The sequence below is a fragment of the Tardiphaga sp. P9-11 genome, assembly GCF_008329525.1.
Taxonomy (GTDB): domain Bacteria; phylum Pseudomonadota; class Alphaproteobacteria; order Rhizobiales; family Xanthobacteraceae; genus Tardiphaga.
The window spans coordinates 137208-151088 of the sequence record NZ_NPKQ01000007.1 but is presented as its reverse complement, the minus strand read 5'-3'; the positions used below and the strand labels follow the sequence as shown (position 1 = coordinate 151088).

The window sequence follows — 13881 nt, the reverse complement described above, 5'->3', positions numbered from 1 at the left end:
ACCGCGGTATCCTTGGCCCTCTTTCGGGCCGCTGGATCGGCCGGGGTTTTTTGCTCCCTTCGTCTATCGGTTAGGACGCCACCCTTTCACGGTGGAGAGAGCGGTTCGATTCCGCTAGGGAGCGCCATTTGCATACGAAACTGCGAATACCAGTTACAGGCACGCTTTTTCCAGCGATGACCTGTTCGAGGGTTGCTGTATCGCCGATGATCCGAATCGTATGACTCCCCCACTTCGATTTGATCAATAACAGATCGCAATTGGGTCAAACGTCATGCGCGCGTTTGATATTCTCGATAAACTGGCGCGCGCTTTCCCTCCACGTAAATTTTGACGCGTAGGCGCGGCATCTTTCACGAGAGATGTCTAATGCGCCCAGAGCGGCGCGCTGCAGATTCGTGTCGAGACGACCGCATTCCGATTGTCCGATCACATCGAGCGGCCCCATAACCGGAAATGCCGCAACCGGCAGGCCGCATGCCAAGGCCTCAAGGAGTACGATTCCGAAAGTGTCGGTGAGACTCGGAAAGATGAAGACGTCAGCGGACGCATAGACTTCTGCAAGTGCCTCTCCGGTACGAGTACCGAGAAAATGCGCGTCCGGAAACTCAGTTTCCAATCTCGGGCGCAAAGGCCCGTCGCCGACAACGACCTTCGAGCCGGGAAGATCCAGCGTCAGAAAGGCTGTGATATTCTTTTCAATGGAAAGCCGGCCGACAAACAGAAAGACCGGCGTAGGGAATGCGAGCGGACGCTCGATGCGCGGGCGAAAGACCTGAGCATCGACGCCCCGCGACCAAAGCATGAGATTGCTGAATCCTCGAGCTGCCAACTCTTCCCTGAGTGTCGGTGAACCCACCATGATGCCCGCTCCGCTGTTGTGAAAGCGTCGCAACGCTGAGTAACTCCACGCCAGCGGCACTGGCAGCCGAGCTGCAAGATATTCTGGAAAGCGGGTGTGATAACTCGTCGTGAAGGGATATCCCTCCTTCTGGCAAACGTGTCGCGCAATCCAGCCTATGGGACCCTCAGTTGCGATGTGCACGAAATCGGGTCGTGCCAAGGCGATGGCACGTTTGACCGCGCCGGGCGGCGCCAAAGCAAGCCGTATTTCGCTATAACCAGGCAGCGGCACCGTTCGAAAATCTTTGGGAGTCAAAAAGCTGACGTGAGCGTCGAAGGAAGGCGCCTCAGTCGCCAAATTTTCCAGGGAGCGAACCACACCGTTCACTTGTGGCCGCCAGGCATCGGTCGCAACCAACACCCGCATTACGCAACGACCCTTGTCAGCGGCACCATCGTCGTTTCAATCGCCAAAGGGAGTGACGGTGACCCCACCCATCGCAGGATCTCAAACCTTCCATCGTAATGCTCGACCACTGCCGAGCAGGATTCCACCCAGTCTCCCGTGTTGATATAGCGCACACCGAAGTCGTCGTGCATGACAGCATGGTGAATATGGCCGCAAATCACGCCCTGCACATTGTGTCGTTGTGCTTCGGCGGATAACACCTCCTCGAAACGACCTATGTAGTTGACGGCGTTTTTGACGTTCAGTTTCGCCCAGGCGGAGAACGACCAATAGGTGAGACCAAGCCGTCGGCGGACGAAATTGAGCTTTGCATTGCAAGTCAGTGCGACTCGATAGGCCCAATCGCCGAAAAGGGCGAGCCAGCGGGCGTGGCCGACGACAAGATCAAACTGATCACCGTGGATGACCAAATAGTTCCTGCCATCTGCGCCATTGTGAATCGCATGATCGACAACATCAATGCTTCCGAATGTCGAGCCGATATGATCGCGCAAGAATTCGTCGTGGTTGCCGGGAATGTAGACAAGGCGCGTTCCCTCACATGCCATGCACAGCAGTTTTTGCACCACACTGTTATGCGCATGTGGCCAATACCAGTTTGATTTCAGACGCCATCCGTCGATGATGTCACCTACGAGAAACACGGTGTCGGCATTGTAGCTGTTAAGGAATTTGATCAATTGGGCGGCCTGACATCCGCTGGTGCCTAGGTGTACGTCAGAAATAAAGAGCGTCCTGATCTTAGTAACGGCTTCGTACTGGGCTGATGCTGTCGCCGATGAGAGAGTCTCGCCGGGATCGAAAGGGATGTTCTTATTCGCGAAATCATTGCAGTCGGGGTGTTCGTCACCGGCCTTGTCATGCCGGACCACCATCGCGGTTAATTCTGCGAAGTTGATGATGGCCTTCGTCGCGCTGCGGATGGCTCGCCTGTTGAGGGCCGCGCGTAGCCAATAGACACTTGCTATCAAGAGGACGAACGCGAAACCAGCCCCGCGGCGTTGGTCGTCAGCGAGTAAGGGAGCAAGCTTGTAGCTCGAAACGAGGATCATGCCCATGGCGGCTGCTTGTTCAAGAACGCCGGTACTGGGTTTTAAACGGGACAGTGAAGCTCTCATACATTCTCCTCGGCAGAATTGGGCATCGCGTGATTGAACATCTCATTGCTGCCAGACGGTGTGACTCTTGCTCAACAACCCGGGCGGCAATTTCGGGTCCAGCAAATTTCAGAAGCGCGCATGTTCAGCCGCCGCCATTGTGTTTGTCTGCAGTGATGCTGGAAGAACTCGGTACGGACCGATTGAAGAAACGAAGCCCCAGGAGGATGGCGAATTCTGCTGCAATGAGGGCAATGGCGACCCAAAAACCGATGCTGACCGGATCGCGATCACTGCCTCGCAGGGCATATCCCAAGCTCAGGAATGGCATATTCCACGTCAAAGTGCCGAGCGACGTCGCTGCGAGAAACGCTCGGGGCTCAAGCCGGAGCACGCCGGCTGGCAGAGCCAGATAGATTCGTACAGTTGGGAGGGTCTGACCAACGAGCGTTACCCAAAAATGGTTACTGCGGTAAGCGCCCGTCAATCGTTCATAGAGCGACGGCCGGAGAAGCACGAACTTCCCGTAGCGAGCAACCAGGCTCTCGATCCTCTCTGATCCAAGAGCCCTGCCAAGTCCGTACCAGCCGACGGCTCCGATGACTGACCCGACGGTGGTCACCAGAATCGTCATGGCGAGAGTGGCGCTATCTGAGACGGTCATTCCGAGAAACATCAACAAGACGTAAGACGGAAAAAGGGGGACAAACTTCTCGACGACGGCCAGGCAGCCAATTCCCACAAGGCCGAAGCTCAATAGTGTTACGATCGTGCTCGACGTTTCCATTGTGCCTCAGTTGGTTGTGGGCTTGCGCCGGGTGACGCGATACACCGAAGCCGGAGGCAGGTTGTGAAGCGTATGGCCAATGCAGGTTGCCTGGAGGCCAAGGCTATCGAGGACGGCGTCCGCGATGGGGCAGCTCGGGCCGTAGGTGATCTGATAGAAAGCACCGTCCCTGCGCAGATAGCCGAACGCCCCGCTGAGAATTGCGGTGACTTTGTTCGGCGACATCGTGAGAAGCCCCAGTCCGCTGATGACAGCGCCGACCGGTGCACCTTCGAATAGTTTGTATTTGTCGAGCCAAGCCGCATCCATCCAAAACACGCGAGCGTGCGGAAAGCGCGCCTGCAACAGTCGAATGAAATCGGAACCATATTCAACCAGCGTCAAATCGTGCTCCCGCACACCACGGCCCAACAGCGCATACGTGAACGGACCTGTACCCGGACCGAGTTCGATGACAGGACCAGTCTCGGCGGTGATCTCTTGAGTCATCAATGCTGCAACGGCCGGGCCTGATGGCGCCACGGCGGCGACACGCAATGGATTGCGTATCCAGGAGACAAAAAACGAAAGGATGTCGGCAACCGGCATCCCGGCTCTCCGCATTCGTGGCCGTGCGATGCCGGGTTCAGGGTGATCATTCGATCTCAAGACCATTGCATTTCCTTCAAGTGGCGCATTTGTATCTGCTGCATGAGAGAGGCATATCGAGCGTACAGAGCGGCATCGATCAGTGGCAGGGCGGACTCGCGATGCCTCGCCGATGGGCCTGCTATGTCTCACGCGTAGATTGCAAGAACCTGTCGGAATTGCACTTTGCAGAAAATAACTCAGGAGCTCCGCGAGAATCCTATGCAAGGTTGCTGCAATGAAGCGTCGCTAGAGTGGATGAGACCGATGTGTCGACGAGATGGGAAGACGGGTTGATGCGAGTTCTGTTAGTAGAAGACCAGCTGGAAATGGTCGCAGCACTGCGTGCAGCCCTCACGCGCCACGACATAATAGTCGATCACGCATCCAATCTGTCGGAGGCAGAAGCCATCATCGCGGAGGGTAACTACGATGCAGTGGTGCTTGATCGTCAGTTGCCGGACGGCGATGGGCTATCCCTTATTCCGAAGTTGCGCGCTAGCGGAAACATCGTACCGGTGCTCGTTCTCACCGCACGCGGTGATCTTGCAGATCGGGTTGCGGGTCTCGATCAAGGTGCGGATGATTATCTCGCCAAGCCGTTTGCCTTCGAAGAACTGCTGGCACGGTTGCGTGCTCTTTTGCGCCGACCGGCCAACGTGCAGTCCGATATAGTGCGCGTCGGGCGTATCTCATTCGATTTTGCCCATCGCGAGGCAAGTATCGAGGGAAGAATTTTGGAAATGCCGCGCCGCGAACTACTCGTATTGGAAGCGTTGCTGCGTCGCATGGGACGCATGGTGCAACGATCATCCCTCATGGAGGCAGTCTTTGGCCTTGACGACGAAGTTCAGCCCAATGCGTTGGATACGCATATCTCCCGTTTGCGTCGCAAGCTCGGAGATGCGGATGCCGGCGTAACGATTAACGGCGTTCGCGGGGTTGGATATGTTCTGCGAGAAACGCCGTGACTGTGCTGCAACCACGCTCTCTCAAGTGGCGCCTTGTCGGGCGCTTAGTCGTGTTGCAAACGACAATGCTGACACTGCTCTTTCTGGCGATCGTTGCAGTATTGTGGAGTACGGGCCTTCTCGTCGATGATTACGAGGGCAACACCCTTGATACTCTAAGAGAGGCAGTAGAACGAGACGCTGGAGGCGGGTTGACCCTGCGCCCGACATCGGAGCTCGTAAACCTGCGGTCGGAAATCCCTGATCTCTGGTTCATCATCCGCGACAAACAGGGGCATCGGCTCTCCGAGGGATCTGTACCGGCGGATTTTATACCGATAGCTAGTGCCCTCGACCACGTCAGCGATGCGCGGCTCGGGTGGAATGTAGGAGAAGCCTCGCCGCCAGCAGGACTGGTCAGATGGGTTGATACTGCCGCCGGGAAGGTTCAGATCCTGACGGGAACAAAGGGCCGGATCTCGGTGCGCAGGGCTATCGCGGCCGCGCCGCCCCTGTTCCTCAATGTTATTCTTCCCATGGTCATTTTGATGGGGCTTGCGACCCTCGTCGCGACGCCGTTTGTCATTCGCCGGGCCATGGCCGGGTTGGGGCAAGCCGCAGCGCAAGCCGCGCGGATCGACATCGACCGGCGCGGCGTTCAATTGTCGGTGGAAAATGTTCCAGTCGAGGTCATTCCATTGGTCAAGGCGGTCAACGACGCCCTCGGCCGTCTCGACAAAGGCTACGAGCGTCACAAGCGCTTCCTCGCCGATGCAGCCCATGAGCTTCGAACCCCGATCGCAATCCTGACAACGCGGGTCTCGTCGCTTCCAACTGGACCGGAAAAAACACGTCTGCTCGAAGATGCTACTCGCCTGACGGTGTTGACCGGCCAGCTTCTTGATCTCCAGCGCCTGGATCAACAGCACGATCAGTTTGGTCCAGTGGATCTTGTAGGTGTTGCCCAGCGTGTGGTCCTGGACCTGGCGCCGCTTGCCTTCGCCGCAGGCTATGAAATGTCCTTTGAACCGGAAGATGAGAATATCACCGTGAAAGGAGACCAAACCTCCCTTGAACGAGCATTGACCAACCTCGTGCAGAACGCCATCGATCACGGCGGACGTCGTGGCACGATCCTGGTTCGCGTGGCACGTGCCGGCTGGATTGATGTTTGCGATGAGGGGCGCGGTATCCCGATCGAAGAGCGTGAACAGGTGTTTGAACCGTTCTATCGCCTTCAACAGGGTGGACGGGGAGCGGGCCTGGGTCTCGATCTCGTGCAGAAAATTATGCGTCTGCATGGTGGTCACGCAGAGGCAGTTGAAGGGCCGTTGGGAGGGGCGTGCCTGAGAATGATGTTCCCAGATGCCGGTAAGGTTCCGTCCCAGGGTATGCGTTGAAATGCGCGCAGGGTTAGCTAGATGGTGCACAGCTACGGCAACCTGGACGATGACAACCTATTAGCCGCGTGAGGGGCCGCAGCCCAGTCAAACCCTCAACCGCCCCTTTGAAATTACACCGTAACTTCAAATGCATACGGGTTCGCAGTTTTACTCTGAGCGGCGCGCCATTCGCTCACCGACCCGGGCCAGACCGCCCCATGACCCTGTGAGCCTTATTTTCGTTGAACTTGGCCGCGAACCTCCTCGAATCCACTCGTTTGGGATGGTTTGGGGCGGATTGGAACGATCACACGCCATAGGACTTTGAGCTTCATGGTCGAAATCATGCCAGGCGCTTCCCAGCACAGTTACGCATCTGAACGCAGCCAGACGTGGGGGATCGGCCCGCAGCCGATCATGGTTGCCGCTGCAGCCCTGTTTCTGGTCGTGATCGGCATCGGCGGTATCTTTGCGTGGCGCAGCTATAGCGGCGCAACGCCGGAGCCGGAGCGCCTCACCGCATCGCGCCTGCAACAGGCCCGTGTCGCGCAGGCATCCGAACAGTTGATCGAAAAGACCAAGGGCATCGAGGCTACCCAGCAGCAATCGATCGACCAGCTCCAGGTGGTGCAGGATCAGTTGCAAACCATGCAGCGCCTGATGACGGCGCAGCAGAACGAGGCGCGCAAGCTCAACGAACAGGTCGGCGCCCTCACCTCCACGCTCGACAGTCTGCGCCAGTCCTTTGCCAGTACCTCGGCGACCGACGACAAGCCTGCCGCCCGTGAGCAACCGCGCCGCTCGCGATCCCGCGCTGCTGCCAGCAAGGGCCGTACGAAGATGAAGATCATTGTGCAGCGCAAGCGCCCGGGCGCGCGCGGCTAGGCCGTCCCGGTTTATTGCTCGATCTATTGCTGCCGAGCACATGCGAAGCGCTTGTGCTGTTGATATCACCGCGCCTAGTCTGCCTGGCCGGACGCAATCTGCACTGCTCAAGGTGCAAGGTCATGCGATCCCGGCAGGGAGCGAGACATGAAGCACGACGGCGGTGATCATCTTCACGCGCACGACAGCGCGATGACCGAAAAATACGGCAGCATCACACTGGCAACACTCCGCAAGATCTACGGCAAGTTCTTCGCAGCCGGCCATCCCGATACGCTCACGCTCAGCGAAGTACTGCCGAAGCTGAACGACACATCGCTGAGCCAGCTCCGCCGCGATCACGACACCGGACATCTCAAGAAGAAGATTTCGAAAGCAGCGTGACGCCAAGCGCGTACTCTGTCTAGAACGCCTTGCGCAGCAACATCACGGTCAGCACGATCGTCACCGCCGGCGCCAGCAATGTCACCGGAAGCAGCCACGGGCTGTCAGCGTCGATGAACGTGCCGGGAATAGCGCCGATCAAGGCGTGATCGACGATCCAGACCGTCGCCGACAGGATGCTGGCCGTTTCGAACTTCAGGCGGGGCATGCCGGCCATGCCCGCGATGCTCGTGACCAGCGCCCGCGGCGGTCCGATATGGTAGCCGACCATGATCGCGGCGAGGCCATAGCGGTCGAATAGCCCGCGTACCCGCGCAACCAGCTGCTGGCGCGACTGAACCATTGGCATTTCAAGCAGCCTCGGCCCGTATCGCCTGCCCAGCTCAAAGGACAGGCTCATGCCGAGCGCTGCACCAAAGGTCGCCCAGACGATGAACGTCCACGACACCACGCCGGCGCCAATCAGCACGCCCGTCGCAGTCACCACGGCAGCGGCCGGCACAACGAAGCTGGAGCCGACCAGACACCCGAAGAAGGCGATGACGAAGCCGAGCGGCCCGGCCCAATCGGCCTGCGCCGCGATCAGCGCCGAGATCTTCTGAATGATGTCCATCAGGGAAGAGATTCCGGCTAGCGCGCTGTGTTTCGTTCAGGCTGTGTTTCGTCCATCACCAGCAATGAAACAAAACCGCGGCCGAAGAAACCGTTTCCTTCCATCGACGCAGACTGCCTGAAGCGAACGCCCTTTATCTCATCACTCCAACGATGCGCCGATCGGCGCACGGATGGACACCAGATCGAGGGACAAACGATGACATTCACCGCCACCAAGCTCGCCGCCGCAACCGTTCTCGCCTTCGGCATGCTGACCAGCGTCTGCCACGCTTACAGCGCCGAGCAGGAGCAGCTCTGCAGTGGCGATGCGATGCGGCTGTGCAGTTCGGAAATCCCGGATATCGATCGCGTCACGGCCTGCATGATCCGCAACAAGTCGCAACTTAGCGAAGGCTGCAAGTCGGTGTTCGCGCCGGCCCCGGCCTATCAGCCGGCATCGCTGCGCACCTCGAAGCCGGTCAATCTGGTGCCGGCCCGGATTCGCTGACGCCTAGCGCCGGCGCGCAACCGCGACGCCAAGCAGGAAGGCGACGAGCAGCGACCCCAGCGGCGCTTCGCGCGCGACATTGGCCAGGATACTCAAGGGCATTCCCGGCTTCTTGCCGGACTCGATGGCACCGCCGATGCGGTGCGCGGTCTCGGTCACCGCCTCTTTCACATCCGTGATCGTCTCTGTGATTGTCGACCTGGCCTCAGGCACGGGCTCGACGCCTTCGTAGATATAGGGCGGTGTCTTTGCGTCGTCGGCCATGGTCATTTCCCGTGCGGCATGAGCTATCTCAGCCCAATCGACCGGACGCTGATTGGTTCCGGCCCTGGCCCGAGCCATGCCATCTTCTCTTTTTGTCGCAGGTAGCTCCCCAAGAGTCGCTCTTTCCGGCCTGCTCGCCCGTCTATAATTAAGCTCCATGCACCTGCTCGAATCGCTCCCCACCGTGATCGGTATCGCCGCCGTCGCACCAGCTCTGTTGGTGCTGTGGCTGGTGATTGCTGCCGATGAACGACCAGGACCGCCCGGGCTGGTCTGGGCATCATTCCTGTTGGGGGCCGCCAGCATCTCCCTGCTCGGCTATGCCCGTGCACTGTTCGCGGCAATTCCGGGCCTTACGGACAACCCGACCCTGGCCATGGTGCTGCACGGGGTGTTCGGCATTGCCGCCCCCGAGGAGATTGTGAAGATCTTCGTCATCATCGCGGTGTCCACCCAGCGCGCACGCACCGCCGATCCAATGGATACGGTGGTTTATGGAGCCGCCGCCGGCCTTGGCTTCGCGGCCTACGAGAATCTCGTCTATCTTCTGCAATATCCAGAGATGTGGCGGACGCTGGCAGTGCTGCGCAGCGTGCTGACTGTACCGTTTCACGGAGCGCTGGGCGTCATCGCCGGCGCCTATATCGCCATCGCCCGCTCCGGCCGTGCGCTCGGCGCCCATCGCCGCGATGGGTGGGCCTTCATTCGCACGCCCCTGTTGATCGTTCTGGCGCCGGTGATGCTGCATGCCTGTTTCGACCTTCCTCTGCTGACGCTGCAGCGGCATCCGGAAATCATCGGCGTGATGCGCCGCGTGCTGGAGGCTGCCGGCGTGGTGATCGGCTTCGGCACCATTGCGCTGGCGGCGCGGCTGGTCCGGCGGATCGGCGCGCATCATGCGCCGCACACGGAAGTGTCGCGCGAGCGGCTCGGCCAGTTACGCGGCATGTGGGCGCTGCTGGTTGCCGGCGGCGGCGCGGGCTTTGCCGGCACGGCCTTTTTACTGACTTCGATTCATCACTGGTTTACGAACCCTGCGCGCAACGTCACCATGGTGCTGATCCCGCTCGGTCTGGCATCCGTCGCCATCGGCGCCGTGCTGCTGGTGCTGACGACGACGGCGTATATCCTGGGCCGCAACCGCATGCGCACGGCCGCGCCAGCGCAGTCGTAACGTTCAAGACCCCGCGCGACATTTGAGCTATTCCCGATCAACAAACTTGCACGCTTCCGCGTGTGAGCGGATAAATGCGAGGCACCCCGGCATGCTGCCGGCCAGATCAGGACATCGCCGCTATGACCATGCCGCCCAACCTTGCCGAGTTGCAATCAAAAATGAGCGACGCCGTGCGCGCCCATTGGAAGGCATTTCTGATCGAGGGCATCGTACTGGTGATCCTCGGCTTCGCCGCGATGATCGTGCCGCAGGTCGCCAGCATCGCCGTTACCGTGATGTTGGGCTGGATGTTCTTCATCTCGGGCGTCGCCGCGCTGCTGATGACCTTCTGGGCGCGCCAGACGCCGGGCTTCATCTGGTCGCTGATTTCAGCAGTCCTCGGCATCGGCGCAGGCATCATTCTGCTCACGCGCCCGGCCGAAAGCACGCTGACACTGACATTCGTGGTTGGCGTCTATTTCCTCGCCGAGGGCGTCGCGACCATCATGTACGCGCTGCAGCATCGCAAGGAGCTGTCTGAGCGCTGGAGCTGGATGGCTTTCTCCGGCCTGATGGATATCGTCATCGCCTTCATCGTCATCTCGGGCCTACCAGGAACCGCAGCCTGGGCCATCGGCCTGATGGTCGGCATCAATCTCGTGATCGGCGGCGCGTCGCTGATCGGCCTGGCGATGGCCGCGCGCAACAAGTCCTGATCCGGCCGATGGTCTGCAGGGGCTCAGCAGCCCTTGCAGATATTCTTGATCATGCGATCAAGCTCGCGATCCTGCGCGTCGATGCGGGACGGATCGTTCTTACCGGTCTCCGGCGGCAGATCGCCCGGACGCGGCTGGCGATGGCCGACGGGAGCCTCTGGCGGAGCGCCGCCGCTGTTGGTCTGCGTGGTTGGCTGCGAGCGCAGTGTCCTCGGCGGCAGGTTGCGGGACGAGTCCTGCGCCAGAGCTAGCGAATGGCCGAGAACCAGCAGGCCTGCCGTCATCACGAACAATATTTTCATTTTCTGTCTCCGACACCAAGTGGCGCGTGTAAGCCGAATGCTACGGCTTCGGTGGATAGATATGAACGTCGCCGCAGTAGTCCACCACACGATAGCCCGATTCCGCAGAAGCTTCACCGTCAGCTGTGCGGTTGATTGAAGAATTCTCGGACAAATATTCGGGACCGATCGGCGCCTTGCCGTAACCGCCGGGGATGTCCAGCACATAGTCCGGCTGGCACAATCCGGAAACATTGCCTCGAATGGCGCGCATCAACGCCTGTCCCTCGGCGATGGTCGTGCGCAAATGCGCGGTGCCGGGCGCGAGGTCGCCGTGATGCAGATAATAGGGCTTGATGCGGCATTCGACGAAGCCGCGCATCAGCGCCGTTAGCGTCGCGACATCGTCATTGACGCCGCGCAGCAGCACGGACTGGCTGACCATGGGAATGCCGGCATCCACCATCAGCGCGCACGCCGCACGTGCAGTATCCGTCAGCTCGCGCGGATGATTGGCATGTAGGGCCACCCATGTGCTCGCGCCTGTGACCTTCAATGCATCCACCATTTCCGCACTCACGCGGCCGGGATCTGCCACGGGGACGCGCGTGTGCAATCGAATGATCTTCACATGCGGGATTGCTGCGAGGTCCGCCATGATCTCGCTCAATCGCCGCGGCGACAGCATCAGGGGATCGCCGCCAGTGAGGATTACCTCCCAGATCTCATCATGGCTGCGGATGTAACCCAGCGCCGCCGCATAGGCCTCGCGAGAAAGTGCGGTCTCCTTGCCGGGCCCCACCATCTCGCGGCGGAAGCAGAACCGGCAATACACCGCACAGACATGCACGAGCTTCAACAGCACACGGTCGGGATAGCGATGCACGATGCCGTCGATTGGCGCATGGGCGTGATCACCGATCGGATCAGCGTTCTCTTCGGGCCGCGCGTTCAGTTCATCCACACTTGGAATGTATTGACGCGCGATCGGATCGTCGGGATCGCTGCTGTCGATCAGTGCGGCAACGGCCGGCGTCACCGCGACGGCATAGCGCGCGGCGACCTTCTCCAGATCGGCCAGTGTCGAGGCCGGCACAAGGCCGTTTTCAATGAGTTCGCCGGGTTGCCGTAGGGTCGTCGCAAGTTTCACGTGACGGTTCATGACACACCTGCCGGCGGCGTCCATACCACCTGATCGATCCGTGTCGCGCCCGACGCGAGCATCACCAGCCGGTCGAAGCCGAGTGCAACACCGGACGCCGGCGGCATCGCCGCAACGGCTTCCAGAAACTCCTCGTCGAGCGGATAGCGCTCGCCATAACGACGCTCTTTTTCATCCATCGCTTCCGTGAAGCGGCGGCGCTGCTCATCAGCGTCGGTCAACTCGCCGAAGCCATTGGCGAGTTCGACGCCGCAGGCATAGACCTCGAAGCGTTCGGCGACATCAGGATCACCCGCTTTAGTGCGCGCCAATGCAGCCTCCGGCGACGGATATTCGAACAGCACGGTCATCCGCCCCTGCCCGAGATTCGGTTCAACGTGCTCGACCAAAATCTTGCTGAAGATGTCAGACCATGAGTCGTCGTCGCTGATCCGCACCTTGCCGGCCGCAGCAGCGGCCAGCGCAACGCGATTGCCCTCGGCACCATCGATGCTTGCAAGCAGATCGATCTCCGCAAAGCGCATGAACGCTGCTGCCACGGTTAGCATCTCCGGCGCGGCAAAGGGATCGGCAACCTGACTGCGAAAGGTGAACTGCTTGATGCCAGTCGCCTGCGCCGCGCTTGCAATGATAGCCACGCAATCGGCGATCACAGCCTCATAGCTCTCCTCGGCACGATACCATTCCAGCATCGTGAATTCAGGCAGGTGCTTGTCGCCGCGCTCACGGTCGCGAAACACCCTTGCGAATTCGAAGATCCTGGCCTCGCCCGCCGCCAGCAGCTTCTTGCAGGCGAATTCCGGCGACGTCCGCAGATACCGCAGGAGCCGCTCACCATCGCGGTCGATCAGTTCGGTCTTCGGCGCGTGCAAATGGGTCTCGTTGCCCGGCGAGACCTGCAGGACGCCGGTCTCGACCTCCAGGAATCCCTGGGCCTCGAACCACACCCGAATGGCCCGGGTGATCGCGCCCCGCGCCAGCAGGAAGCCCCGGCGGTCCTGATGCCGCGCCGGGCTCCACCACGGCGACGGACGGTCGGTTCCAGTCATCGGCAAACGGCCCTTTCGGGTTGCAAAACGCTGGCATCGCCGCGTGAAATCAGTATGTTGCCCCCCGAAACCGCTTCGCTGGCCACAGGACACACATGTCCGGATCGGTCCCGGGCCTGAAATCTAGGAAATTTATCTGTGAAAGTCATCGCCAGTTCTATTCGCAAGGGCAACGTCATCGAGCAGGAAGGCAAGCTCTACGTGGTTCTGTCCGCGGAGAACATCCATCCCGGCAAGGGAACCCCGGTCAGCCAGATCGAAATGCGCCGAATCAGCGACGGTGTGAAGATCTCGGAGCGCTACAAGACCACTGACCAGGTGGAAAAGGCGACGATTGAAGACCAGAATTTCAATTACCTCTACAAGGACGCTGACGGCTTCCACTTCATGAACAACGACAATTACGATCAGGTTCAGGTGCAGAAGGACGTCATCGGCGATGCCGAGCCCTATCTGCAGGAGAACATGACCGTGAAGCTGTCGCTGCATGGTCTGGTTCCGGTGGCGATCCAGATGCCGCAGCGCGCGACCCTCGAAGTCGTCGACACCGAGCCGGTGACCAAGGGCCAGACCGCATCGTCGTCCTACAAGCCTGCGATGCTGTCGAATGGCGTCCGCACCAACGTGCCGCCGCATGTCGGCACCGGCACCCGCATCGTGGTGTTGATCGAAGACGGCTCCTATATCGAGCGCGCCAAGGACTAAAAGCTCCCTGTCGCCGCAGGAT

Annotated in this window: 17 protein-coding genes and 1 tRNA gene; 9 read left to right on the top strand and 9 right to left on the bottom strand. The window is 60.0% G+C overall.

The features are described from left to right. Nucleotides 1-52 precede the first annotated feature (52 nt). Nucleotides 53-127 (top strand) — tRNA-Glu (locus CIW50_RS21535). Between the two features lie 138 nt (nucleotides 128-265). On the opposite strand, the gene CIW50_RS21530 is transcribed toward CIW50_RS21535, so the two are convergent. The 4 genes from CIW50_RS21530 to CIW50_RS21515 form a co-directional block, all read right to left on the bottom strand. After that, entirely contained in the window at nucleotides 266-1270 is a 1005-nt protein-coding gene (locus tag CIW50_RS21530; protein WP_149533225.1) for a glycosyltransferase family 4 protein, read from the bottom strand. Further along, nucleotides 1270-2430 carry a UDP-2,3-diacylglucosamine diphosphatase gene (locus CIW50_RS21525; protein ID WP_149533224.1) on the bottom strand — a complete coding sequence of 387 codons (1161 nt, stop codon included), beginning with the start codon at nucleotides 2428-2430 and terminating at the stop codon, nucleotides 1270-1272. The genes CIW50_RS21530 and CIW50_RS21525 overlap by 1 nt, the downstream gene beginning before the upstream one ends. A 124-nt stretch (nucleotides 2431-2554) precedes the next feature. Continuing rightward, complete coding sequence (locus tag CIW50_RS21520) at nucleotides 2555-3196, bottom strand: DedA family protein (RefSeq protein WP_149533223.1); 642 nt, start codon at nucleotides 3194-3196, stop codon at nucleotides 2555-2557. Nucleotides 3197-3202: 6 nt separating this feature from the next. Continuing rightward, nucleotides 3203-3784: a class I SAM-dependent methyltransferase gene (locus tag CIW50_RS21515; RefSeq protein ID WP_149533222.1), complete on the bottom strand. Its 582-nt coding sequence runs from the start codon at nucleotides 3782-3784 to the stop codon at nucleotides 3203-3205. A 335-nt stretch (nucleotides 3785-4119) separates the two neighbouring features. On the opposite strand from CIW50_RS21515, the gene CIW50_RS21510 reads away from it, so the two are divergent. The 4 genes from CIW50_RS21510 (at nucleotide 4120) to CIW50_RS21495 (ending at nucleotide 7424) form a co-directional block, all read left to right on the top strand. Continuing rightward, nucleotides 4120-4794 (top strand): response regulator transcription factor, encoded by a 675-nt coding sequence (locus CIW50_RS21510; protein ID WP_149533327.1) that lies wholly within the window; start codon nucleotides 4120-4122, stop codon nucleotides 4792-4794. 65 nt (nucleotides 4795-4859) lie between these two features. After that, entirely contained in the window at nucleotides 4860-6173 is a 1314-nt protein-coding gene (locus CIW50_RS21505; RefSeq protein ID WP_172980412.1) for a sensor histidine kinase, read from the top strand. 327 nt (nucleotides 6174-6500) lie between these two features. Continuing rightward, complete coding sequence (locus CIW50_RS21500; RefSeq protein ID WP_149533325.1) at nucleotides 6501-7040, top strand: hypothetical protein; 540 nt, start codon at nucleotides 6501-6503, stop codon at nucleotides 7038-7040. A 147-nt stretch (nucleotides 7041-7187) separates the two neighbouring features. Continuing rightward, the gene (locus CIW50_RS21495; RefSeq protein ID WP_116662224.1) at nucleotides 7188-7424 is read left to right on the top strand and encodes a hypothetical protein; all 237 of its coding nucleotides are present in this window, start codon (nucleotides 7188-7190) and stop codon (nucleotides 7422-7424) included. Between the two features lie 19 nt (nucleotides 7425-7443). Here CIW50_RS21495 and CIW50_RS21490 read toward each other — a convergent pair whose 3' ends face one another. Continuing rightward, on the bottom strand, nucleotides 7444-8037 hold the full coding sequence (locus CIW50_RS21490) for a DedA family protein (protein WP_149533221.1): 594 nt from the start codon (nucleotides 8035-8037) through the stop codon (nucleotides 7444-7446). Between the two features lie 198 nt (nucleotides 8038-8235). On the opposite strand from CIW50_RS21490, the gene CIW50_RS21485 reads away from it, so the two are divergent. Further along, a complete protein-coding gene (locus CIW50_RS21485; protein ID WP_197738388.1) occupies nucleotides 8236-8526 on the top strand; it encodes a hypothetical protein in 291 nt (96 codons plus the stop codon). A gap of 3 nt (nucleotides 8527-8529) precedes the next feature. Here the strand turns inward: CIW50_RS21485 and CIW50_RS21480 are convergent, their stop codons facing one another. Further along, nucleotides 8530-8790: a hypothetical protein gene (locus CIW50_RS21480; RefSeq protein WP_068736902.1), complete on the bottom strand. Its 261-nt coding sequence runs from the start codon at nucleotides 8788-8790 to the stop codon at nucleotides 8530-8532. Between the two features lie 157 nt (nucleotides 8791-8947). Here CIW50_RS21480 and CIW50_RS21475 point away from each other — a divergent pair, with 157 nt between their 5' ends. Next, complete coding sequence (locus CIW50_RS21475) at nucleotides 8948-9964, top strand: PrsW family glutamic-type intramembrane protease (RefSeq protein ID WP_149533220.1); 1017 nt, start codon at nucleotides 8948-8950, stop codon at nucleotides 9962-9964. A 122-nt stretch (nucleotides 9965-10086) separates the two neighbouring features. Further along, nucleotides 10087-10662: an HdeD family acid-resistance protein gene (locus CIW50_RS21470; protein ID WP_149533219.1), complete on the top strand. Its 576-nt coding sequence runs from the start codon at nucleotides 10087-10089 to the stop codon at nucleotides 10660-10662. Nucleotides 10663-10685: 23 nt separating this feature from the next. Here the strand turns inward: CIW50_RS21470 and CIW50_RS21465 are convergent, their stop codons facing one another. From CIW50_RS21465 to epmA, 3 genes are read right to left on the bottom strand one after another with little or no spacing between them, the layout of a single operon-like run. Next, the gene (locus CIW50_RS21465) at nucleotides 10686-10964 is read right to left on the bottom strand and encodes a hypothetical protein (RefSeq protein ID WP_149533218.1); all 279 of its coding nucleotides are present in this window, start codon (nucleotides 10962-10964) and stop codon (nucleotides 10686-10688) included. A gap of 40 nt (nucleotides 10965-11004) precedes the next feature. Then, entirely contained in the window at nucleotides 11005-12105 is a 1101-nt protein-coding gene (locus tag CIW50_RS21460; protein ID WP_149533217.1) for a lysine-2,3-aminomutase-like protein, read from the bottom strand. Continuing rightward, entirely contained in the window at nucleotides 12102-13154 is a 1053-nt protein-coding gene (epmA, locus tag CIW50_RS21455; protein WP_149533216.1) for an EF-P lysine aminoacylase EpmA, read from the bottom strand. Before epmA ends, CIW50_RS21460 begins: the two co-directional genes overlap by 4 nt. Before the next feature lie 138 nt (nucleotides 13155-13292). Here epmA and efp point away from each other — a divergent pair, with 138 nt between their 5' ends. After that, on the top strand, nucleotides 13293-13859 hold the full coding sequence (gene efp / locus CIW50_RS21450) for an elongation factor P (RefSeq protein ID WP_068736546.1): 567 nt from the start codon (nucleotides 13293-13295) through the stop codon (nucleotides 13857-13859). The last annotated feature ends 22 nt before the right edge of the window (nucleotides 13860-13881 follow it).

Coding starts and splice junctions, on each gene's coding strand:
- CIW50_RS21530 (WP_149533225.1), bottom strand. CDS start 1,270: ATGCGGGTGTTGGTTGCGACCGATGCCTGGCGGCCACAAGTGAACGGT.
- CIW50_RS21525 (WP_149533224.1), bottom strand. CDS start 2,430: ATGAGAGCTTCACTGTCCCGTTTAAAACCCAGTACCGGCGTTCTTGAA.
- CIW50_RS21520 (WP_149533223.1), bottom strand. CDS start 3,196: ATGGAAACGTCGAGCACGATCGTAACACTATTGAGCTTCGGCCTTGTG.
- CIW50_RS21515 (WP_149533222.1), bottom strand. CDS start 3,784: ATGCCGGTTGCCGACATCCTTTCGTTTTTTGTCTCCTGGATACGCAAT.
- CIW50_RS21510 (WP_149533327.1), top strand. CDS start 4,120: ATGCGAGTTCTGTTAGTAGAAGACCAGCTGGAAATGGTCGCAGCACTG.
- CIW50_RS21505 (WP_172980412.1), top strand. CDS start 4,860: ATGCTGACACTGCTCTTTCTGGCGATCGTTGCAGTATTGTGGAGTACG.
- CIW50_RS21500 (WP_149533325.1), top strand. CDS start 6,501: ATGCCAGGCGCTTCCCAGCACAGTTACGCATCTGAACGCAGCCAGACG.
- CIW50_RS21495 (WP_116662224.1), top strand. CDS start 7,188: ATGAAGCACGACGGCGGTGATCATCTTCACGCGCACGACAGCGCGATG.
- CIW50_RS21490 (WP_149533221.1), bottom strand. CDS start 8,037: ATGGACATCATTCAGAAGATCTCGGCGCTGATCGCGGCGCAGGCCGAT.
- CIW50_RS21485 (WP_197738388.1), top strand. CDS start 8,236: ATGACATTCACCGCCACCAAGCTCGCCGCCGCAACCGTTCTCGCCTTC.
- CIW50_RS21480 (WP_068736902.1), bottom strand. CDS start 8,790: ATGGCCGACGACGCAAAGACACCGCCCTATATCTACGAAGGCGTCGAG.
- CIW50_RS21475 (WP_149533220.1), top strand. CDS start 8,948: ATGCACCTGCTCGAATCGCTCCCCACCGTGATCGGTATCGCCGCCGTC.
- CIW50_RS21470 (WP_149533219.1), top strand. CDS start 10,087: ATGACCATGCCGCCCAACCTTGCCGAGTTGCAATCAAAAATGAGCGAC.
- CIW50_RS21465 (WP_149533218.1), bottom strand. CDS start 10,964: ATGAAAATATTGTTCGTGATGACGGCAGGCCTGCTGGTTCTCGGCCAT.
- CIW50_RS21460 (WP_149533217.1), bottom strand. CDS start 12,105: ATGAACCGTCACGTGAAACTTGCGACGACCCTACGGCAACCCGGCGAA.
- epmA (WP_149533216.1), bottom strand. CDS start 13,154: ATGACTGGAACCGACCGTCCGTCGCCGTGGTGGAGCCCGGCGCGGCAT.